This is a genomic window from Leucobacter sp. Psy1 (assembly GCF_020096995.1).
GTDB lineage: Bacteria > Actinomycetota > Actinomycetes > Actinomycetales > Microbacteriaceae > Leucobacter.
Genome location: NZ_CP083692.1, coordinates 2,050,899 through 2,071,191 on the forward strand (window position 1 = coordinate 2,050,899; position 20,293 = coordinate 2,071,191).

21 protein-coding genes and 1 tRNA gene are annotated in these 20,293 nt (G+C 68.3%); 6 read left to right on the plus strand and 16 right to left on the minus strand.

Features of this window, described 5'->3' with window-relative positions; genetic code table 11:
* Nucleotides 1-9: 9 nt before the first annotated feature.
* A complete protein-coding gene (locus tag K8P10_RS09595; RefSeq protein WP_224778706.1) occupies nucleotides 10-1,092 on the minus strand; it encodes a 3-isopropylmalate dehydrogenase in 1,083 nt (360 codons plus the stop codon).
* Nucleotides 1,093-1,222: 130 nt separating this feature from the next.
* Here K8P10_RS09595 and K8P10_RS09600 point away from each other — a divergent pair.
* Nucleotides 1,223-1,304: transfer RNA gene (locus K8P10_RS09600), tRNA-Leu, on the plus strand.
* 463 nt (nucleotides 1,305-1,767) lie between these two features.
* Here K8P10_RS09600 and K8P10_RS09605 read toward each other — a convergent pair.
* The 5 genes from K8P10_RS09605 to K8P10_RS09625 all read right to left on the minus strand — a co-directional run bounded on the left by K8P10_RS09605 (nucleotide 1,768) and on the right by K8P10_RS09625 (nucleotide 4,474).
* Nucleotides 1,768-2,466 (minus strand): SDR family oxidoreductase, encoded by a 699-nt coding sequence (locus tag K8P10_RS09605; RefSeq protein WP_224778707.1) that lies wholly within the window; start codon nucleotides 2,464-2,466, stop codon nucleotides 1,768-1,770.
* Nucleotides 2,467-2,840: 374 nt separating this feature from the next.
* Nucleotides 2,841-3,221, minus strand: coding sequence for a hypothetical protein (locus K8P10_RS09610; RefSeq protein ID WP_224778708.1), 381 nt, complete (start codon nucleotides 3,219-3,221; stop codon nucleotides 2,841-2,843).
* Entirely contained in the window at nucleotides 3,214-3,432 is a 219-nt protein-coding gene (locus tag K8P10_RS09615; protein ID WP_224778709.1) for a hypothetical protein, read from the minus strand. The genes K8P10_RS09610 and K8P10_RS09615 overlap by 8 nt, the downstream gene beginning before the upstream one ends.
* A gap of 165 nt (nucleotides 3,433-3,597) precedes the next feature.
* On the minus strand, nucleotides 3,598-4,005 hold the full coding sequence (locus K8P10_RS09620) for a VOC family protein (RefSeq protein ID WP_224778710.1): 408 nt from the start codon (nucleotides 4,003-4,005) through the stop codon (nucleotides 3,598-3,600).
* A 10-nt stretch (nucleotides 4,006-4,015) separates the two neighbouring features.
* A complete protein-coding gene (locus K8P10_RS09625) occupies nucleotides 4,016-4,474 on the minus strand; it encodes a helix-turn-helix transcriptional regulator (RefSeq protein ID WP_370631844.1) in 459 nt (152 codons plus the stop codon).
* A gap of 97 nt (nucleotides 4,475-4,571) precedes the next feature.
* Between K8P10_RS09625 and K8P10_RS09630 the strand changes: the two genes are divergently transcribed.
* Nucleotides 4,572-6,029: an HNH endonuclease signature motif containing protein gene (locus tag K8P10_RS09630; RefSeq protein WP_224778711.1), complete on the plus strand. Its 1,458-nt coding sequence runs from the start codon at nucleotides 4,572-4,574 to the stop codon at nucleotides 6,027-6,029.
* A 32-nt stretch (nucleotides 6,030-6,061) separates the two neighbouring features.
* Here K8P10_RS09630 and K8P10_RS09635 read toward each other — a convergent pair whose 3' ends face one another.
* Nucleotides 6,062-6,796: an aminoglycoside 3'-phosphotransferase gene (locus tag K8P10_RS09635; RefSeq protein ID WP_224778712.1), complete on the minus strand. Its 735-nt coding sequence runs from the start codon at nucleotides 6,794-6,796 to the stop codon at nucleotides 6,062-6,064.
* 101 nt (nucleotides 6,797-6,897) lie between these two features.
* Between K8P10_RS09635 and K8P10_RS09640 the strand changes: the two genes are divergently transcribed.
* From K8P10_RS09640 to K8P10_RS09650, 3 genes are read left to right on the plus strand one after another with little or no spacing between them, the layout of a single operon-like run.
* Entirely contained in the window at nucleotides 6,898-7,662 is a 765-nt protein-coding gene (locus tag K8P10_RS09640) for a glycosyltransferase family A protein (RefSeq protein WP_224778713.1), read from the plus strand.
* Nucleotides 7,659-8,459, plus strand: coding sequence for an endonuclease/exonuclease/phosphatase family protein (locus K8P10_RS09645; RefSeq protein WP_224778714.1), 801 nt, complete (start codon nucleotides 7,659-7,661; stop codon nucleotides 8,457-8,459). The genes K8P10_RS09640 and K8P10_RS09645 overlap by 4 nt, the downstream gene beginning before the upstream one ends.
* Complete coding sequence (locus K8P10_RS09650) at nucleotides 8,456-9,082, plus strand: hypothetical protein (RefSeq protein WP_224778715.1); 627 nt, start codon at nucleotides 8,456-8,458, stop codon at nucleotides 9,080-9,082. The genes K8P10_RS09645 and K8P10_RS09650 overlap by 4 nt, the downstream gene beginning before the upstream one ends.
* Here the strand turns inward: K8P10_RS09650 and K8P10_RS09655 are convergent.
* From K8P10_RS09655 to K8P10_RS09670, 4 genes are read right to left on the minus strand one after another with little or no spacing between them, the layout of a single operon-like run.
* Nucleotides 9,064-10,209 carry a mannitol-1-phosphate 5-dehydrogenase gene (locus K8P10_RS09655; protein WP_224778716.1) on the minus strand — a complete coding sequence of 382 codons (1,146 nt, stop codon included), beginning with the start codon at nucleotides 10,207-10,209 and terminating at the stop codon, nucleotides 9,064-9,066. The genes K8P10_RS09650 and K8P10_RS09655 overlap by 19 nt on opposite strands.
* A complete protein-coding gene (locus K8P10_RS09660) occupies nucleotides 10,209-10,640 on the minus strand; it encodes a PTS sugar transporter subunit IIA (RefSeq protein ID WP_224778717.1) in 432 nt (143 codons plus the stop codon). The genes K8P10_RS09655 and K8P10_RS09660 overlap by 1 nt, the downstream gene beginning before the upstream one ends.
* Complete coding sequence (locus K8P10_RS09665) at nucleotides 10,637-12,220, minus strand: PTS mannitol transporter subunit IICB (protein ID WP_224778718.1); 1,584 nt, start codon at nucleotides 12,218-12,220, stop codon at nucleotides 10,637-10,639. Before K8P10_RS09665 ends, K8P10_RS09660 begins: the two co-directional genes overlap by 4 nt.
* A gap of 43 nt (nucleotides 12,221-12,263) precedes the next feature.
* A complete protein-coding gene (locus tag K8P10_RS09670; protein ID WP_224778719.1) occupies nucleotides 12,264-12,581 on the minus strand; it encodes a PTS sugar transporter subunit IIB in 318 nt (105 codons plus the stop codon).
* A 117-nt stretch (nucleotides 12,582-12,698) separates the two neighbouring features.
* On the opposite strand from K8P10_RS09670, the gene K8P10_RS09675 reads away from it, so the two are divergent.
* On the plus strand, nucleotides 12,699-14,618 hold the full coding sequence (locus tag K8P10_RS09675) for a transcription antiterminator (RefSeq protein ID WP_224778720.1): 1,920 nt from the start codon (nucleotides 12,699-12,701) through the stop codon (nucleotides 14,616-14,618).
* Here K8P10_RS09675 and K8P10_RS09680 read toward each other — a convergent pair.
* The 5 genes from K8P10_RS09680 to K8P10_RS09700 are packed head-to-tail and all read right to left on the minus strand — an operon-like array spanning nucleotide 14,615 to nucleotide 20,266.
* Nucleotides 14,615-15,811 carry an MFS transporter gene (locus tag K8P10_RS09680; RefSeq protein ID WP_224778721.1) on the minus strand — a complete coding sequence of 399 codons (1,197 nt, stop codon included), beginning with the start codon at nucleotides 15,809-15,811 and terminating at the stop codon, nucleotides 14,615-14,617. The two genes, K8P10_RS09675 and K8P10_RS09680, sit on opposite strands and share 4 nt — an antisense overlap.
* 20 nt (nucleotides 15,812-15,831) lie before the next feature.
* Nucleotides 15,832-17,061: an ABC transporter permease gene (locus tag K8P10_RS09685; protein ID WP_224778722.1), complete on the minus strand. Its 1,230-nt coding sequence runs from the start codon at nucleotides 17,059-17,061 to the stop codon at nucleotides 15,832-15,834.
* The gene (locus K8P10_RS09690) at nucleotides 17,058-17,750 is read right to left on the minus strand and encodes an ABC transporter ATP-binding protein (protein WP_224781261.1); all 693 of its coding nucleotides are present in this window, start codon (nucleotides 17,748-17,750) and stop codon (nucleotides 17,058-17,060) included. Before K8P10_RS09690 ends, K8P10_RS09685 begins: the two co-directional genes overlap by 4 nt.
* Before the next feature lie 56 nt (nucleotides 17,751-17,806).
* Nucleotides 17,807-19,243, minus strand: a complete 1,437-nt coding sequence (locus K8P10_RS09695) for a hypothetical protein (RefSeq protein WP_224778723.1) — start codon at nucleotides 19,241-19,243, stop codon at nucleotides 17,807-17,809.
* A 12-nt stretch (nucleotides 19,244-19,255) separates the two neighbouring features.
* Entirely contained in the window at nucleotides 19,256-20,266 is a 1,011-nt protein-coding gene (locus K8P10_RS09700) for a hypothetical protein (RefSeq protein WP_224778724.1), read from the minus strand.
* Nucleotides 20,267-20,293 lie beyond the last annotated feature (27 nt).

Sequence of the window (20,293 nt, forward strand, 5' to 3'; positions counted from 1 at the left end):
TCGTGCTTCCTAGTCGTTCCGGGAATCCCGGTCGCTTCCGGCGGAGAGGTGGGCGATGATGCGGTCACCGATCTCAGCGGTGGATCGCCGATCGGCACCGCGGTCGACCAGATCGGCCCGTACCGCGTCGCGCACCCTTTCCGCCTCAGCGGTGAGTGAGAGGTGATCGAGCATGATCGCGGCCGAGAGAATCGCCGCGGTCGGGTCCGCCTTCTGCTTCCCCGCGATGTCGGGAGCAGAACCGTGAACGGGCTCGAACATGCTCGGGAACGCACCGTCGGGATTGATGTTCCCTGACGCCGCGAGCCCGATGCCGCCGCCGATAGCGCCGGCCAGGTCCGTGAGGATATCGCCAAACAGGTTATCAGTCACGATGACGTCGAAGCGAGCGGGATCCTGCACCATGTAGATCGTCGCCGCGTCGACGTGCATGTAGTCGACCGTCACATCGGGATACTCAGCAGCGACCGCCTGCACGATGCCCTGCCACGTCGCCCCCGAGTGGACGAGCACGTTCGTCTTGTGCACCCACGTGAGCTTCTGACGCTCGCGGTGCTGCGCCGTCTCGAAGGCGTAGCGCACGACCCGCTCGATCCCGAACGCCGTGTTCACCGACACCTCGGTCGCGACCTCGGCGGGCGTGCCCGCGCGGAGGCGACCGCCGTTGCCGGCGTACGGCCCCTCGGTGCCCTCACGGACGACCACGAAGTCGACCTCGCCGGGATCGCGGAGCGTCGACTCCACCCCGGGGAAGAGTGTGCACGGGCGGACGTTGGCGTAGTGCTCGAAGTCAAAGCGCAGCTTCAGCAGCAGCCCGCGCTCGATGTTCGCACCCGCGAGGCGCGGGTCACCGGGAACGCCCCCGACCGCACCGAACAGGATCGCGTCGTGCTCGGCGATGGCCGCCTGCTCGATCTCGGGCAGCGTCTCCCCCGTCTCGAGGAACCGGTCGGCGCCGAGCTTGAACTCCGTACGCTCCAGCGCGACATCACTGCCGACGAGCGCCGCGTCGAGCACGCGATTCGCCTCCGCGATCACCTCGGGTCCGATCCCGTCACCGGGAATCACTGCAAGCTTGATCGTGCGGGTCACTGATGCTCCTCGTGTGCTGTCCATGCGTCTCTGCCGCGTACCCCACCAGCCTACTCCGCCGAGGGGCGCGGGAGGTGCCGTGTCACCCCGTGGGCCCGCTAAGCTGATATCCGGCCGCAACGGCCGTCACGCGCGAGTGGCGGAATTGGCAGACGCGCTGGATTTAGGTTCCAGTGTCCTCGGACGTGGGGGTTCAAGTCCCCCCTCGCGCACGGTAGATAGACAAAGGCCAGGAGGGCGATACGGTTCCCTCGCTTCTCTGCCGGTGCACCCTTATCTTGCACCTCAAGATTTGTTTCGAGTCGAGAGGACGGGGACGAGCTTGCTCTCCCGCGCAAGTTCCTCAACCGCCTCCTACCCTCTGCCACCATCGCAGCATGGACGATTCAATCACCTCCGCGATCAGGCGACTCGCTGAGAAAGAGGTCGCCCGCTCACGCGCGCGCTGCCCCGAGCCTCCGAAAACGCCTCGCGTACTCGTAGTGTCGACCGAGGTTCTCCCGGGGGCAGGCTGCTTCCGATTACCGAAATCGTCCGCCTGCTGGGTAGGTCCAGGGACTGGGTCTACGACCGGATCACGACAGGTGAGCTCGCGACAGTGAATCTCGGATCCGCGAAAGCGAAGCGACGAATTGAGGCCGCCGAGCTTGCTCGCTCTGTGAGGGCCATCGCCGATTAGAAGCGTTCGTCGGCGATCGGGGGGAGTACGATCTCGCGCACGAACGATGCATCTGAGATCGCGAGCACGAACCTGACGGTGTCGACGACGTCATGAACTGGGATGAGAGCCCCGTCCCCATTCCTGGCGGCCTGTTCTCGAGGCACGGCGAGCGCATCATCCGTGTTGAGATCGCCGAGCTGCAGAACCGTCACCGCGAGTCGCTGATCACGATACTGCTCTCGAAGCGCGTCAGCGATACCGTTCAAGGCCATCTTGGTCGCCCCGAAGGCTACCTCAGGCCGTCCGCTGCGTGCCAACGCGGAGGTGGATCCCGTGAGAATCACCTTCGGTGCGGAGGAGCGGAATAGTCGCGGTACAAGCGCTCGCAACGCGAGCAGCGGACCCGTTACATTCGTCGCCACCATCGACTCGGTGAGGGCGTCGGACTGCGCTGCGAAATCGTAGTCCGCGGTGAATGCCGTCGGCTCCCAAACACCCAAATTCCAGATCACCACGTCTAGCGATTCGGGCACGCGTGCACGCAGCGCCGCTGTACCTGCGACCGGGTCGGAGAAGTCGGCGGAGATCCATGGAACAGGCAGTTCGGCGGGAACTCGACGCGACACCCCGATCACCTCGTGACCGTCGGCATGTAGACCATCGATGAACGCTCGTCCCAGTCCGGCGCTGGCTCCGACGATCAATATGCGCATGAGTTCAGTATGTCCGATAGGCGGATCCAAGCATGGAGGCACGCTCTAGCTCTTACAGCGTCCGCCGAGTTCCGCGGCCGCTGGGTCCGCTCGACGTGGGGAACGAACGGGCACGCGAAGAGTCCGCGCGCGAGTGCCCAACTTATCGACAGGGCGTGTGCGAACATTCGTTCACTGAGAACTGAATAGCTCGAGCAGGGATCACCGGGCCGAGGCCCAGAGCCCCGTAGTGCGCCAGAGCCACACCGTCGAGCCTGCAACCCGCACTGGTGCGGGGCCGGAGATACTAGTTCCAGTGTCCTCGGACGTGGGGGTTCAAGTCCCCCCTCGCGCACAATATATGGAGACTGGCTCTCGGCCCGACGGGCAGTGATTCAATCACAGACGACCGGATGAATCTCGGTGATCGGGTGCCACGGTGGATCCAACCATCCCACCGGCTCCTCCAGTCCCGTCAATGTTCGCTCCCACGGGTAGTTTCGAATCTGCCCAGGCCCTGAGGGGCCGATGATCTCGTTGACGATCACCGCGTCGGCGATGTCGGCGGGCGTGCGAGGGTCGAACAGCGCGGCGAACGCGGTGTAGTCGTACATGCGTCCCACCAGCGGTGCGTCCTCATCTGCTCGGAACACAACGATCGCCGTCCCGTCCCCGGTCACAGCGGTCGCGATCAGCGGGAACGGAAACATATCCTCCATACGCGATTGCCGGTGCAGTTCGCGGAGGAACTCCACCACGTCGGTATCGTCACTCATCTGGGATGTATGTGAAGTAGCGGCTCGCCTGGTCGATGTGGCGGTAGCCGATGGGGAATGCTGAATAAATCACACCATCCTCGAACTGATCTTGAATCTCCTCGGCGTACGCGCTCGCCTCGTCCTCAGTGAGAAATACGCCGAGAACAGTATCGTCTGGAGTCTCATCGTGGCACACGATCCAGACGTGATCGACGCTCCCTGATCCCATGCGCCCAGCATAGTTAGTGCGTCTCTCACAGCAGACGAGCGCAGTACCCCCGGTTGCAGCAGCACGCCACACCACCCCCAGGCTTTCGTGCATGGTTTCGCTCTCCGTCCTGTATGCCGACCCGCTCATCGTGGTCGCGGGCGTGTACCTCGCGGGGGTGACCTCTCAGCGCTGATTCATCCGCACGAGGTTGCCGGAGGGGTCGCGGAACGCGCAGTCTCGCACTCCGTAGTCCTGGTCGGTGGGCTCCTGCACGACATCGGCACCCGCCCCCTCGAGTTTCGCGAAGACTGCGTCGAGGTCGTCCGAGGCGAGCGTGATGGCGCCGTAGGCGCCCTTGGCGATGAGGTTCAGGATCGTCTCCCGCTCCTCGTCCGTGATGCCGGGATCCACCGCAGGCGGGTGCAGCACGATGGCGGTTTCGGCGCGATCCGCGGGCCCGACCGTGAGCCAGCGCATGTTCTCGTACCCGACGTCCTGGCGGACCTCGAATCCGAGCAGGTCGCGGTAGAACCGCAGGGCGGCTTCGGCGTCGGTGTGCGGCAGGAAGGTGTAGTGAATGCTGATGTCCATGAGGATCACGCTACGCCGATGATTCCCCGCCCACTTCTCGATTCCTGATCGGTCTCGTGATCTGCTTCGCGAGGCACGGCGGGATCCCCTCGACGACGTGACCGGGGTTGCGGCGGTATGCGCTCGGAGACACTCCGGCGAGTTCGGAGAACCGTGTGCTGAAGGTGCCGAGCGAGGAGAACCCGACTGCGAAGCAGACCTCGGTGACGGAGAGGTCGCCGCGGCGCAGCAGGGTCATGGCGCGCTCGATGCGACGGGTCATGAGGTACGAGTATGGCGATTCCCCGTAGACCCGGCGGAACTCTCGGCTCAGGTGTCCCGCCGACACGTGAACGCCGCGCGCCAGCTCCTCGAGATTGAGCGGCGAGGCGAACTCGCGGTCGATCCGGTCGCGCACCCGGCGCATCGTCACGAGGGCGGCGCGGTCGGACGGCGCGGCCGGATCGGACGGAGCGGACAGGGCGGTCATGCAGTGATTCTCGCAGGTGAGGCGGTGTTCCGATCCCGCACGCAAATAATTGAACAACATTGGTCGGAATGTCAGAGGTGCCGGGAAGAATAGGGGCATGAGAGATCTTCCGTTCGATGCACGCAGCCCCCAGCGGGCGGCGCTGCAGCGCGCGGTCGATCGGCTCCGCTCTCTCGACCGTGAGGCCAGGCGCATCGAAGCTGATCGACTGTCAGTCCTGGCAGAGATCGATCAGCTCGCCGCCGCCGAAGCCGACCGGTTCGCGACTGATAGCCGCTCCGAAGCGATGCCGCGGCGCGCCGCTGCCATCGAGACCGGGCACGCACTCGCGACTTCTGATCGCGCCGCGGCCGGGCTTCTCGCGCACGCCGCCTCGCTCATCGCCGACTATCCCAGCGTCCACGCCGCTATGACTGCGGGGTCGATCGCCGGCGGCCACGCGCACGCGATCCTCCACCACGGCACCGACGTGACCGAAGACGAGGCCCGAACCGCGTATACGCGCGAGATCCTCGAGATCGCCATGCACGAGACCGTCGGCCGCACCTGGCATCTCGCGAAGATCCTCGCCCACAAGTACGCGGACGCCACTCGGGCCGACCGGCAAGCGGACGCGCTCGCCCGTCGCGGAACCACGCTCACCCCACTCGACGACGGCGTCGCCGAGTACCGAGTCATCATGGACGCCGCATACGCTCTCGCGATCGACGACCGCGTCCGCCGGCAGGCGCGCCTCGTCCAGGACGCCGAACGCGCCGCACTCGATGCCGCTCGGCGAGAGCAGGCCGATGCGGATCTGCCCCTGGTGCGCCCGCTGGCGCAGATCCGCGCGGACATCGCCACGAACCTGCTGCTCAACGGAACTCCGGCGAACACCGACGAGCACCGCGTCACCGGCCATGCGGAGGGGACCATCGACCTCGCGGGTATACGGGCACGCATCCAGGTGACGGTGCCCGTGCTCACGCTGATCCCCGACGATGATCACCGGCCTCGCCGCGACCTGAGGACTGCAGGACTCCAGGGGGCGGCCACGCTCGCCGGCTACGGGCCGATCCACCCGACGACGGCACGGCTGCTCACCGACCTCCAGGCGGGCTGGGACCGGATCAGCTGCCACCCCACCACCGGACAGGTGCTCGCCGTCGACCGCTACCGGCCCTCGGCGGAGATCACGCGGTTCATCCATGCCAGGGACCAGCACTGCCGGGCACCCGGGTGCACCGTTCCTGCGCATCGCGGAGACCTCGACCACACGCTCGACGCCGCGCACGGAGGGCCCACCTCCACCGACAACCTCACTGCCTTGTGCAGGCACCACCACACGAACAAGCACCACGCCGGCATCCGCATGCGTCTGGACCCCGATGGGGAGATCCGGTGGACCACCCCGCTCGGCGCCGTCATCCACGACCGGCCCACATCGCCGACGGTGCACCGACCGCGAGACGACGGCTCCGACACGGGCCCGCCAGGCTCAAGCGCACGGCGCCGCAGCCGCGTGAAATTCAGGCGCCACCCGCGCGACACCGATGACACCCGTCACCCGTTCTGAGCGGGCGAGCCGGCGAGCCGGTCGACCGGTTGCTACGTCGCGTCCCAGAGCGCCCGATAGAAGGCGATGCGCTCAGCATCGGGCTCCACGCCATAGGTTCGCCAGAAAAGCTCCTCGGAGAAGTGGTCGTAGTTCCACGCGAACGACATCGTCACGACGGCGAGGTCCGCCCAACGATCCGCGAGACCGAGACGCCCGAGATCCACCGTCGCAAGGAAGCGCCCTCGAGAGTCGATGAGCGTGTTCGGGGCACACGCGTCGCCGTGCGCCACGACCAGGCGGTCGATCGGGGGTGCAGCGGCGTACTCAGCAGGCACCTCCCGCCCCGCCCGCTCGGCCTCGGCGATGCGCGTCGCGACGCTCCACGAGAACGGGCACGTCTCCGGAGGCACGGCGTGCAGCGCGCGGAGCCCCACGGCGAGTGCGCGCACCGCATCATCCGGCCTTTCCCGCCACCGAGGATCGACCGCTGAACGCCCCGCGAGCGCACGCGTGACGAGCGTCTCCCCCGCATCGCTCATGGTGTATTGCAGGACCACCGGAGTCGGGTGCCTGCCGGCGATCCACGCCAGGCGATCCGCCTCGGCGCGAAGGGACTCGCTCGACCCAGGCGGGTTCCACTTGACGAACACCCCGTCGGACCCCGCCGTGCGGCCAGTCAGTCCGCCAGCCTGGTTCAGCCACACCAGCTCAACGGGTTCCCCTGCGACGCGCGCCATCTCGGCCGGCACCGGCACGTCGGGGCCTGGGACGCTGGCGACGGGCATGCCGCCAGTCTAAAGCGGCGACGCGCCACCACCCGCGAATCGAACCGACCTCAACCCAACCGATACCGTAGGGGCACACGGGTACGAGCGCAGGGAGCCGCATGGAACGCACGGGAGAGGTGAGCGTCTCGGTGGTGATCCCGGTGAAGGATGACGCGGCGCTCCTAGAGCGATGCCTCACCGCCCTCGCCGAGCAGCATCGAGCAGCTGACGAGGTGATCGTCGTCGACAACGGTTCCGTCGACGATTCCGTGGCGGTCGCGAAGCAGTGGGGCGCCAGGGTGGTCCCGTGCGCGAAGCGGGGTATCGCTGCGGCGAGCGCCGCCGGGTACGACGCCGCGGTCGGTGGGGTGGTGCTGCGCCTGGATGCGGATTGCGTCCCTTCCCCGGACTGGGTGCGCACGATGGTGCTGGCGCTCGGCGACGATCCCGAGACCGCTGTGGTGTCGGGCGGGGCGCGGTTCATCGACGGGCCGCGGCTGCTGCGCGGGGTCCTGGCGGCGGCGTACCTGGGGGCGTACACCGCGGCGACGCTGCCGGCGCTCGGCCATCGCCCGGTCTTCGGGTCGAATCTCGGGTTCAGGCGGAGCGTCTGGCTGGAAGCCAGGGGTCGCGTGCACGCCGCGCGGTGGGTGCACGACGACCTCGATCTCGCGTTCCACTTCGGGGAGCGCACGCGTATCGGTGTAGTCGACGGGAACGTGATGGGCATGTCGATGCGCCCCTTCTCGCATCCTGGGGCGTTCGCGAGGCGTGTGGCCCGCGGGGTGCGCACGGTGCTCACGCACTGGCCCCGCGACTTCCCTCCGGTGCGATGGGTGCACCTCGCGGTCAGACAGCAGTTGAGGCGGGGGAAGCGCTCGTGAGCACAGTGCACGTGATGACGCTGAACGTCCGCCGTCCGCTCGGGTGCTGGTCCTGGCGTGCGGCGGACCGCTGGTCGGTGCGGAAGCCCCGGTTGGAGGCGCTGATCCGGGCCGAGCGGCCGCTCATCCTGGGCGCGCAGGAGGTCGTTCCGGAGCAGGGCCGGGTCCTGCTGGCCGCGCTCGGCGACGGGTATCGGTTCATCGGACGGGGGCGAGGGCGATCCGGATCGGGCGAGGCCTGTCCGATCTTCTTCGACGAGCGCCGACTCGAGTTGGTGGACTGGCAGCAAGGGGCGCTGTCCGACACCCCGGATCGACCGGGGTCGCGATCCTGGGGCAACCCGTTCCCCCGGATCGCGGTGTCGGCGGTGTTCGAGGATCGTGCATCGTCCGTCCGGTTCCAGGTCGTCAACACGCACCTCGACCCGTTCTCCCCCACGTCGCGGGTGCGGTCCGCCGCGCTGATCCGAGACTGGACGCTCCAGGCCGGGCTGCCGGGCATCGTGCTCGGGGACGCCAATGACGGCCCCCACTCCCCCGCCGCCGCGGAGCTGCTCGGCGACGGCGCCATCGTCGACGCCTGGCGCACGGCCCGGGCATGGGAGAGCCCAGAGCTCGGCACCTACGCCGGATACCGCGCACCCCGCCCGGGTCGTCGAATCGACTGGATCATGGTGACGCCTGATGTCGCCGTGGAGCGTATCGGTATCGCATTCCGCCCGGTCGGGGGCGGGTGGGCTTCAGATCATCTGCCGGTGCACGCCCGCATCGCGCTTCCGGAAGGGACGGACGCATGACTGCACCGCCGACGATGACCGCGCCGAAGACCATGCGCGCGCGATTCCTGCGCCGACCGAGCGGAGTCGGCGACTGGATCGCCGACGGGCTGCGTGCGCTGGGCGTGCTCGGTGTCGGCGCCGCAGCCGTCTGGGGTTCTGCGACCGACGCGGGGATTCTCGCGTTCATCCTCCCGGCGCTCATGCTGCCCCGCTTCGTCGGCGCACGCGCCGGATTCGACATCGTGTTCTCGGTGACGGTGCTCGTCGCCGCGTGGAGCAATGTCGCCGACCTGTACCGGACGTTCATCGGCTGGGACACGGTCGTGCACCTGGTGTGCACAGGGGTGCTCGCACCGATGGCCTACCTGCTGCTCGCGCGCCTGCGCATCGTGCCCGCTCCAGGAGACGAGGCGTTCCTGCGTCGCACCGCGATCGTCCACAGCGCGCTCATCGGTCTCGCGGTGAGCGCGCTGTGGGAGCTCGTCGAGTGGGTCGGCTTCGCGTACGTCACGGAGGACATCTACACGACTTACGACGACACGATCGGCGACATGGCGGCAGGAGGGCTCGGGGCCCTCCTCGTCGGGATCGTGTTCGCCGTGCGGCCATTCGCGTTCGAGCGCTACCCCAGTTCCGCCTGACGCGCAGCCACGGCATCTCGCACGGCACCGAACAGGGGGTGGGCTGCGCCGAGACCCGTGATCGTGGCGGTGACCTCCTCAGCGGATTCGGCGCGGAGCAGCGCCTGCAGTTCGACCGCCTGCTCATCGTCGGCGTCCTCGAAGGCGAGTGCGGCGCGCACCGCACCCACCAGTGCCTCCGTCGGCAGCTCGCGCTCCGCGGCCATCGCCGCCGGACCGATGAACCGGTCGTTCCGCGAGAGCTTGCGCAGGGGCTGGCGACCGACCCGGTGGACCGTATCGGGCAGCTCGGGATTGCGGAAGCGCTCCAGAATCGTCGCCCGATAGTCGGCGAGTTCGCGGTCGGAGAAGCCATGGACGGCGCTCAGCACCGCCGACGTCTCGCGCAGAGCGGCCTCGACGGCCGACGCTACCGCCTCGTCGCCCAGTGCTTCGGCGATTCGCTCGTACCCGCGGAGGGCTCCGAGGTACGCCGTCGCAGCGTGACCGGTGTTCACCGTGAACAGCTTGCGTTCGATGTACGGCCCGAGCTCATCGACGAAGTGCGCCCCGGGAATGTGCACCGAGACATCGGCGAGCGGCCCGGACTCGATCGCCCACTCGAAGTAGGGCTCGACCGTCACGTCGATGCCTGAACCGCCCTGCGGGGCAGGCACAATCCGATCAACGGCGGTGTTGGCGAAGCGCACCCGGTCGAGCAGAGCCACGTCGCTGATCGCTCCGGCGACCTCGTCGCGGAGCTGGTCGGTGGCGCGGATCGCGTTCTCGCAGGCCATCACGACGAGCGGTGCCGCATCGGACGCGCGCCGCTCGATCCCGGCCGCGATGAGCGGCGCCACGAAGCGGAGCACCGTCACGCCTACCGCGGTCGTCACGATGTCCGCGGTCGCGATGGACTCGATGACGGCCTCCGGATCCTCGGCGCTGTTGAGCGCGCGGAACCCCGTGACCTCGTGATCGACGCCGCCGGGTCCCGCCTCACGGACGGTGTACCGGTCAGCGGCGTTGACGGCGTCCACCAGGGGGCCGGCGACGTCGGAGAAGACGAGGTCGTACCCGCCCTGGTGGAGCAGCAGGCCGACGAAGCCTCGGCCGATGTTCCCGGCCCCGAAGTGGACGGCGTGCATCAGTCGTTCACCGCCGAGAGCAGCGCGAACAACTCGTCTGGCGTGGCCGCCGCGTTGAGCTTCGCGACCTCGTCCTCCTCGGAGAAGAGGACGGCGATCTGGGAGAGGATCTCGAGGTGCTCGTCACCCTTCCCCGCGATGCCGACGACGAACGTGGCGCGCTCCCCGCCCCAGTCGACGCCGCCGTCATACCGGACGACGGACAGGGCGGAGGCCAGGATCGCGTCCTTCGCGTCGTTGGTGCCGTGGGGAATGGCGAGGCCGTTCCCCATGAACGTCGAGACCGTCTCCTCACGCTGGCGCATGGCGTCCAGGTACTCGGGGGTCACGGCGCCGGCGGCGACGAGGAGGTCGGAGGCCTCTTTCAGCGCCTCCTCACGGGTCGCGCTGCCCTCGTGGATCTTGATGCGGTCGAGATCGAGTACGCTCACTGCTGTTCCTCCCGGTTCTTGCGGACCATTTCCACGACCTCATCGTACTTCGGCGAGTTCATGAAGTTGTCGACGGACACGTGGATCGCGTCCGGAGTCTTCTCCTGCGCCCGATCCGTCAGCTGCTGCTGCGTGATGACCAGGTCGACGTCGGTCGTGAGATTCGCAATCGCGCTGTTCGTCACACTGACGTCGGTGACGCCCGCCTTCTTCAGTTTGTTGCGGAGCACGCTCGCCCCCATGGCGGAGGAGCCCATACCCGCGTCGCACGCGAAGATGATGGTGTCGATCGGCGTGTCGGCGGTGACGGTCGCCGTGGACGCGGCGGGGGCTGCGGTCGGTTCGCCCGACTCGGTGCGGAGACCGCTGAGCGCCGACGAGGATTTGCCCTTGTTCCGCTCCGTCTGGCTGATCGCCGCACCGAACGCGTCTCCCCCTGCCGACGCGGCGGCAAGATCGCGCTTGCGGGAGGCCCGCAAGATGATCGAGGCGATGATGAAGGTCACGGCCGCCGAGAGGATCACCGACAGGATCACCGCGAAGTACGAGCCGCTCGCCGTCTGCGCGAGCACCGCGATGATGCTGCCGGGGGCCGCAGGCGCGCGGAGCGCACCGCCGAGGAGCATGTTCGTGGTCACTCCCGTCATTCCGCCGAAGATCAGCGCGATGATGAGGGTCGGCTTCATGAGGGCGTACGGGAAGTAGACCTCGTGGATACCGCCGACGAACTGGATGAGCGCCGCACCGGGTGCCGAGGCACGGGCCGCGCCGATCCCGAAGATCGCGAACGCGAGGAGCAGTCCGAGGCCGGGACCTGGGTTCGCCTCGAGGAGGAACAGGATCGACGAGCCGGAGTCCGCTGCCTCCTGCGTGCCGAGCGGGGTGAGCACCCCGTGGTTCACGGCGTTGTTCAGGAAGAGCACCTTCGCGGGCTCGATAAGGATGCTCGTGAGCGGGAGCAGGTTGCTCGCCACCAGCCACTCGACAGCGGTGCTGAGCGCGCTCATGAGCCCGTTCACGACCCAGGCGATCGGGTAGAACCCGACGATCGCGAGCACGAAGCCCCAGATGCCGGCCGAGAACATGTTCACGAGCATCTCGAAGCCCGACTTGATCTTGTCTGCCCAGAGCTTGTCGAGCCACTTCATGGTGAAGCCGGCGAGCGGGGCGAGCATCATCGCGCCGATGAACATGTGCACCTCGCCGAGCGGGGCGGCATTCGGATCTGCGGCGAGCAGCTCCGCGTTGAAGTCGGCGATCAGCAGGTCGGAGCCCGCGATGGCTCCCATGGTCGCGATCGTCGCAACAACGCCGCCGCGCTGCTGGTACACCATGTATCCGCCCGTGTATGCGATGATGAGCGGCAGCAGGTAGTGGATGAACGGGCCGACGATCGTCGCGAGTCCCTCATTCGGGGTCCACCCCACGTCGATGAAGAACGCCGTGAAGATGCCCCAGGCGATGAGTGCGGGAATGTTCGGCATGATCATGCCGGAGAGGAAGGTGCCGAAGCGCTGCACGCGCACACGGACCCCTCCGGTGCGCGGGTGCGCCTCCTCCGACGCGGACGTCGTTGTCATGTCAGTCTCCTGATTCGATGGTGTGCGTGGATGGGGAGAGCGGTCATGCCGTTCCTCGCAGCAGCGTGCGCACCCAGCCCAGCGTGCGCGAACCGTCGAGGTCGGAGTAAACGTCCGACTCGAGCACGGCGAAGCGCGCGCTCGAGCCGGACGGCTGCAGCTCGGCTGCGCGATCCGCGAGGTGCGGTCCGAGCAGCACGAGATCGGCGTCTGGATGATCCCGGATGATGAGCTCGCCGCCGGCGACCGTGCTCCAGTCGAGGCCGGCGGCCTCGGCGGCGCGGCGCAGTCGCTGCGCGATGAACGTGCTCGACGCACCGGCGCCGCACATCACCAGGATCTTCATTGATGCCTCTCCCACGGTACCCATTGTGGGAATCGCGGGCCGTCGCCGCCACCACATTCCCTTCCGCCCCCGCGGAAACCCCTCGCAGGGGCGGAAGGATGAGAGGATAGAGGGGATGCCGGGAGGGGGCTCATGTCGCGCAGACGCCAGGATCAGCTGCTCGCGGATCTCCTGCGACGCGACGGTTGGGCGACGGCGGGACAGCTCGCAGACGTGATGGGCGTGACGCCCCGCAGCATCCGCTCCTACGTCTCAGCGGTGAACGCGCGCGTCCCCTCTGGCGACGCCGTCCTCTCCGGTCCTGCAGGCTACCGCGCCGGTCCCGCAGCGCACCGAGCGCTCGACACCCGCACCGAGGCCACGCCGCGCGACCGCCTGCACCGCATCGTCCGCGAACTGTTGCACACGCCCGACGGTATCCGCGTCCACGAGACGGCCGCGCAGCTCCACGTCAGCGATGCGACGCTCGACGCCGACCTCTCGCGCGTCCGCTCACTGCTGGAGGGCACCGAGCTCGCACTCGAGCGCGAGCGCGACCTGGTGCGCCTGCGCGGCAGCGAGGAAGCCGAGCGCGCGCTGCTCAGCAAGCTCGTCCACGACGAGATCGAGGCGGGATCGCTCCTCCCCTCCGCCGTGCCGAGGGTGCTCGTCGACAGCTCGATCCCGCACGCGGCGGTCGCACCGTTCAAGACGGCCCTCGTGCGTGAGCTGCAGGAACTCGACTACTTCGTCAACGAGCTCGCGATCACCGACGTGCTGCTGCACATCGTGATCGCCGCAGACCGCGTCGCGTCGGGCCGCGCCCTCGACGTCGAGAGCGGCGACGACACCGCGCCGCCCGAAGTCAGGGAACTGGGCCTGCTCGTCGGACGACTGTGCACCGATCACCTCGGCATCACGCTCGGCGCCGGGGACCGCGACCACCTCGCAGCGCTCCTGCTCACGCGCGTCGTCACCCCCGATCGCGACACCACTGGTGTCGCACGGGAGGGCATCACATCACCCGTACTCGAAGCCGTCCGCACCACGGTCGAACGCGCGTCGCGCGACTACGGGGTGGACCTCGTCGACGACGCCTTCGTGCTGCGCCTCGCCCTGCACGTGCAGAATCTGCAGCGGCGCATCGCCCAGCAGTCGTGGTCGCGGAACCCGCTCACCCGATCGCTGAAGACCTCGTACCCCATGATCTTCGAGATCGCCGTCGCCATGGCCAGCGGGCTCAGGGAGCGGCTCGGCGTCGGACTCCACGACGACGAGATCGCGTACATCGCGATGCACGTCGGAGGCCGGCTCGAACGGAGCCGCGCGGCCGACACCGCCCTCACGGCGACCATCATCTGCCCGGGATACTCCGAGATGCGCGAACTGCTCAGGGCGAGCGTCGACCGTTCGCTCGGCACCACCATCGAGATCACCCGCGTCGACACCCGCGTCGATCCGGACTGGGAGTCCATCGACACCGACCTCGTTCTCTCGACCATCGATCCAGGCCGAGCCTCCGACCGGGTGGTGCGGATCCCTCCGTTCCTCACGGAGTCAGACGTCGACCGCATCCAGGTCGCCGCAGCCAGGAGGCGCCGCGCACGTCGCCTCGCTCGCCTCCGCGACGAGCTCTCACGCTACTTCTCCCCCGAGGCGTTCGTCGTGCCGCTCCCCGACGCCGGGGACGAAGAGATCATCCGCCGGCTCGCCGCTCCGCTCCGCGCCGCTGACCTCATCGATGACGCGTACGTCGACCGGACCATCGCCAGGGAGCGGATGTCGTCGACGGCGTTCACGGAGGCGCTCGCCGTGCCCCACGCGCTCCGCATGACCGCGAAGCGCACCGCCATCAGCATCGGGATCGCCCACGGCTCCGTCGCCTGGGGCCCGTCGCGCGTGCAGGTCGTCGCCCTCGTCGCATTCAGCGAGAGTGACCGCGGAGCATTCCAGACCGTCTTCGAGCAGCTGGTCGAGGTCTTCAGCGAGCCCGAGAGCGCGCAGCGCATCGTGCGCGCCGCCACGAGCTTCGAGCGGTTCCTCGACGAGCTCGTGGCCGTGATCGACGGCTAGTTCGGCGAACGCCTCGTCCGCGTCGCCGGGGACATGAACACCGCGATGAGCACCACGATCATCGGCGCGAGCAGGGCGGTCCGTAACCCCACGTGCTCGCCGATGAAGCCGAGCGCCGGCGGCCCCACGAGGAACGCGAGGTAGCCCATGACCGTCACCAGAGCGACGCGCGCGGTCGGGCGCTCCCCCGAGGCTCCCGCAGCGGAGATCGCCACTGGGAACCCGAGCGACGCTCCGAGCCCCCAGAGCACTACAGCGACCCCGGCCACGACCTCGTGGTCGACGAGGGACACGAGCAGCAGACCGGCGACCGCGCTCGACGCGCTCACCGCGAGCACCGGAGCTCGCCCGAACCGGTGCACGATCGGCCCGCCGCAGAAGCGGCCGATCGTCATCGAGGCCGCGAACACGGCGAAGACGGCGGAGCCGAGCGCCGCATCGAGTCCATGCCCGTCGACCATGATGAGCGGAAGCCAATCGGTCGCGGTGCCCTCGGCGAGCGCCATCGCCAGCACGATGAATCCGATGCAGAGCAGACGCGTGTCTCGCCAGACCGGCACGGGGCGCTCGATCGAGACTCCCGGCTCTGGAGCTGCGCGACGCCCCGTGTGCGAGGGCAGGTGACGCACGCTCGCGAGCGCGGCGACGAGCGCCAGAACGCCGACCGCGATCAGGTGCACGATCACGGAGAACCCCACTGCGGTGGCGACGATGCCGAGCACCGCGCCGATGAAAGTGCCGAGGCTGAAGCAACCGTGCAGCAGCGGAAGGAACGTCCGACCCGACTGCACTTCCACGTCTGCGCCCTCGACGTTCAGCGCCACCTCGGAGCCGCCCATCCCGAGCCCGAACAGCGCGAGACCGACGGCTACGGCGACGTTCACCTGCAGCGCCGCCCCGAACGCGATGACCGGCATGCTCGCGATGATCCCGACCATGCCGATGGCAATGAGCGGTCGCGCGCCCCACCTGCCGAGGAGGGGTCCGGAGGCCAGGATCCCGACCATGGAACCGGTCGATAGGCCGAACAGCACGAGCCCCATCTCGGCCGTGGACGCCCCGAGCAGGTCGCGGATCGCCGGGGTGCGGGTCACCCAAGAAGCCAGCGCGACGCCCGGCACCATGAAGAGAATGCACAGCGCCCAGCGGCGACGGGACAGCGACGGCGAGACGGATGAGGCGAAAGGCGGCACAACCGCTGAGTCTATCGGGGCTATCCGACGTCCCGCAGTGCGTCGACGGGTTCGATGCGTGCGGCCTTGAGCGCGGGGTAGGTGCCAGCGGCCCAGCCGACGACAGCTCCAAGCAGCACCCCGGCGGGCGCAGCCCACGGCGCGAGCACCGGCGTCCACTGCTGCACGAGGCACACCGCGAGAAGTCCGAAGAGACCGACCGCGACGCCGATGAGGCCGCCGAGCAGACCCGTAGTCACTGACTCGAGCATGAATTGCCGTGCGATCTCCCGGGTTCTCGCCCCGAGTGCGCGTCTGAGACCGATTTCGCCTCGCCGCTCAGAGACCGAGAGCAGCGTCACATTGGCGATCCCGATTCCGCCGCCGAGCAGTGCGACTGCTCCGATGACCACGAACAGCACGTTGATGTCGGACTCGATGCCCTCCCGGAGCGCCCCTCCGGAGCTCGGGGCCGACACCTTGTAGCCATCGGGATTGTTCGGGTCGACCGCGATCGGCGCCTGCCGCGCGACGACCGACCCCGCGCCGACATCGATGCGAATGTCGAGACTGGACGGTGCTCGCAGTCCGAGCTGCTCGCGCGCGGTCGACACCGGCATGATCACGGTGTCGAGCAGCGTTTTGCGCGCGCCGACGTCGCCGAGGATGCCGAGGACGGTGTACGCACGGTCGTCGATGAAGATCGCCGGCTGGCTCGACACCCGGTTGATCCCGAGCTTCTCCGCCGCGTTCGCGCCGAGCACGACCACACGATCCGCGCGGGCCTCGTGCCCCGAGTCGAACCAGCGGCCCGTCGCGATCGATCCCTGCACCACGTCGATGAGGTCGGCGGATCCCGCGACGACGGGCGGCGGCGCCGCAGGTGCCTCGGCCGGATCGTGCACCCGCACGGCCTCGACTCGTACCCCCTCGGGAAGCTGCCCGACGAGCGCCGCATCTGCAACGCCCGCCAAGCCGGCGACGCGCTCAGGCGCGTCCCACGGAACCCTGGCCTTCGGTTTGCCCTCGGTCTCGCCCTTGTCCCCGGAGGTCCCCGGCTCCACCGTCACGCGAGTCGCAGCCACGGCGTCGAATTGGCTCGAGATCTGCCCCGCTGCGGTCTGCGCCATGCCGATCGTCATGATCAGCGAGGCGATACCCAGTACGGTCCCCGCGAGCGTGATGAAGAGTCGGGACGGCCGGGATCCCACGCCCTCGAGGGACTCGCGGACGAGGTCCCCGAGCGTGAAGCCCCGCGCGCCGCGTTTCATACGAGCTCCGAGAGCACGCCGTCGTTGATGCTGACCCGACGAGCAGCGGCCTCCGCGACCCCGTGGTCGTGAGTGATCATCACGATCGTCAACCCTCCGGCGCCCAGGTCGCTGAACAGCTCCATCACGGCCTCGGAGTTCTTTCGGTCGAGGTTGCCCGTCGGCTCATCGGCGAGCAGGAGTCGGGGCTCCGTGCTCACGGCGCGCGCGATGGCGACGCGCTGCCGCTCACCCCCGGAGAGCGTGCCGGGGAAGAAACCGGTGCGATGCGCGAGACCCACGCGTTCGAGCGCCGACCGCGCGCGTTCCTCGCGCTCCTCGCGCGGAACACCGGCGTAGGCCGCAGCGAGCATGACGTTGCCGAGCACGTCTCGGGTGGCGAGCAGATGAAACGACTGGAACACGAACCCGATCGCCCCGCCGCGCAGTGCCGCACGATCGTCGTCGTCGAGCTCCCCCGTATCGATCCCCTCGAACTCGAAGGTGCCCGTGCTCGGGCGGTCGAGGAGACCGAGCGTGTTGAGCATCGTCGACTTCCCGGAACCTGAGGGCCCAACGATCGCGAGGTAGTCGCCGCGTCCGACGGAGAGGTCGACGCCGCGCAGCGCGTGGACGGCCGGGGCACCGGGGAAGATCCGGGTGACGTCGTCCAACCGGATGATGGGTCCTGAGTACTCGGGATCGCCGATCGGACGCGTGCCGTCAGCTGACGGGGACCTGTGGCGGCGCGGGCGGAACCGCAGCCTCACGTGCCCACCACGACCTTCGCCCCGACGATCACGCGGTCGTCGTCGGAGGCGATCTCGACAAATCCGTCGGCGGCGAGCCCCGCCTGCACGTCGATCGTCACGGTATCGGCTCCCTCGGCCTTGCGGTCGGCCTCGTCGAGGGCGAGCTCGATGCGGTCCTCCCCACCGGGACCTGCTGAGAGCGCCGCGATCGGTACCGCGAGCACCGCACCGTCGGTCGACTCCACAGGCACGCGAAGGCGCACGTTGGTGTCGCGCAACACGTCGACCTGCTCCGGACTCAGATCCTCGGGGATCAGCGTCACGGTGAACCGCGACGCATCGGTTGACTCACCGCCGCCGTCGCCACCGGAACCGTCCTCACCGTCTTCACCGTCTTCACCACCCTGATCCGGTTTCTTGCCCTTCTCGGGTGCTGCGACGGACTGCACTTTCGCGGGCAGTTCTTGACCGTCAGGACCGGTGAAGGTCGCGGCTTGTCCCTCTTTCATCAGGTCTGCGTCCTGCTTGCCGACGGTGCCCGTGATAGCGAGCGTCGCCCCGGAGACCTGCATCGCCGACCCCTGCAGTACATCCCCGCGCGCGACACTCACGTCGTCGACGCGCCGCGGGAGTTCGCTGAGCACGAGCACCTCGCTCGCGGGCAGCGACGGCAGCACGTCGGATTGCGCCTTCGCCAGCGCTTCCTGCGCGTCGAAGAGCGCGTCGTTCGCCGCGGTGACCTCTGCTCCGCTCCGATTGCCGAGCCCGCCCAGCGTCACCTCGGCATCTCGCACACCGCGCTCGGCCGTCCGCAACGCCTCCTGCGCTTCGTCTCCACCGGTCTGAGCGGCGTACCCGACACGGTCGTAGAGCGCCCCGACCGCGATCGCCGTATCGGCGTCGTAGACATCGGTGCCGGGGTCCCCGGCCCAGAGGTCGAAGCCCGCAAGCGCCTTCTTGAGTTCGGTGACGTCCGGACCGCGCAGCCCGACGCGCAGGTCACGGTACGCGGGCAATGCGCCCGGGAGCACGATCACCGGTCGGCCCGCGACCTCGAGAGCAACATCGCCGGCTTTCAGCTCATCGCCGGCTTCCGGCACGCGTCCCGTGACGACGGGGCGCTCCTCCATACCCGCGACCTCGATCTGCGCGTCGACCGCTCCCGCGTAGGTGACTTCACCCCGGGTTACGACGGTGTTCTCGATGACCCGTTCCTCGACCGGGGCCGTCACCGGGCCGGCCTCGGGGGCTGCCGTCCGCGCGGCGAGTTCAGCCGGTGAGACGATGAACTGCATGATGACGATTCCGAGGAGCAGTGAGACGATCGCCACGGCAGCGATCAGGGCGACGAGGCGCGTCCCCCTCCACCCCGGTTTCGGCGCGGTCGTGGCGTCAGCGTCCTCAAGCTCGTTGTGCTCGGTCGCGCCGCGGTTCGTGAACCAGCGAGCCATTGCGGCCGGCCCCTAGCTCTGCGAGCCGTACTTGGCGACGAGCGCGTCCAGCTGATCGCGGTGCGCCTCGACGAACTTCTCCTGCGATTTCAGGTCGGCGGCCGTCCAGGCGTCGTCGATACCCGCCTGCTCCTGGCACTCGTAATCCGCTACGGCAGTCTCAATCTCCTTCTTCTGGAACGCCTGCTCGGTCTCGGGATCAAGCTCGATGATCTCCCCGCCCGATTCGTCATCCCAGCCCATGAGCTCGGCGTACTCGGCGTTCAGCTCCTCCATCGGCTCCGTGGAATTGGTGTAGCCGCCGAACCCGCGATCGTCCATGCAGCTGGCCCACTCGCGCTGGATTTCGACCAGCTCGGGCGCCGATTCGACCTCCTCGTAACGGTTGTCGATGGCGGTCATCAGGTCGGTGAACTCGGGATCCTCGTAGACCTCGCTTCCGGCATCCATGCCCCCGCCGACCGTCTCCTCGGCCTCACCCTGGCAGCCGGAGGGCTCCCAGTTCGTCCACTCCTCCTCGTCGGCGTCGTCGGCGGGCATCGGGCCGCTCAGTGCCTCCTGATACGCCATCATGTCCGACTCGCTGAGTGACTCGAGGTAGTCGCCGTTCGGGTCCACCCAGGTATCTTCCTCGATGTCGAGGGCCTCCTCCGAGTCGTCGTACATGAATGAGATGCCGTACCCGGTCTTCTTCGCATCCTCGACCGGATTCCACTCCACTTCCGCATCTGCGTCATCGTCGGCGGAACCGAAGCCGAAATCCTCCTCGGTGTACTCGTAGGGGATGTACTCGAAGCCCTGCTCGGTCATGCACTCCGCGACGACCTTCTCGACGTCGTTCTGCCGCTGCATCTCGGTCTTCGCCCAGTTTTCACCGTCGAAGTCTCCCCAGAGCGACTGCTCGAGGTAGGCGTCGAGCGGGCCGAGCTCATCGTCGCCACCTCCCTGCCCCGCGCATCCGGTCAGAGCAAGCCCCAACGTCATCGTCAGGGCCGTCACCGTCATCGTGCGGGCGTTCTTCATACTGTTATCCTCAGTGTGCTCTGACCC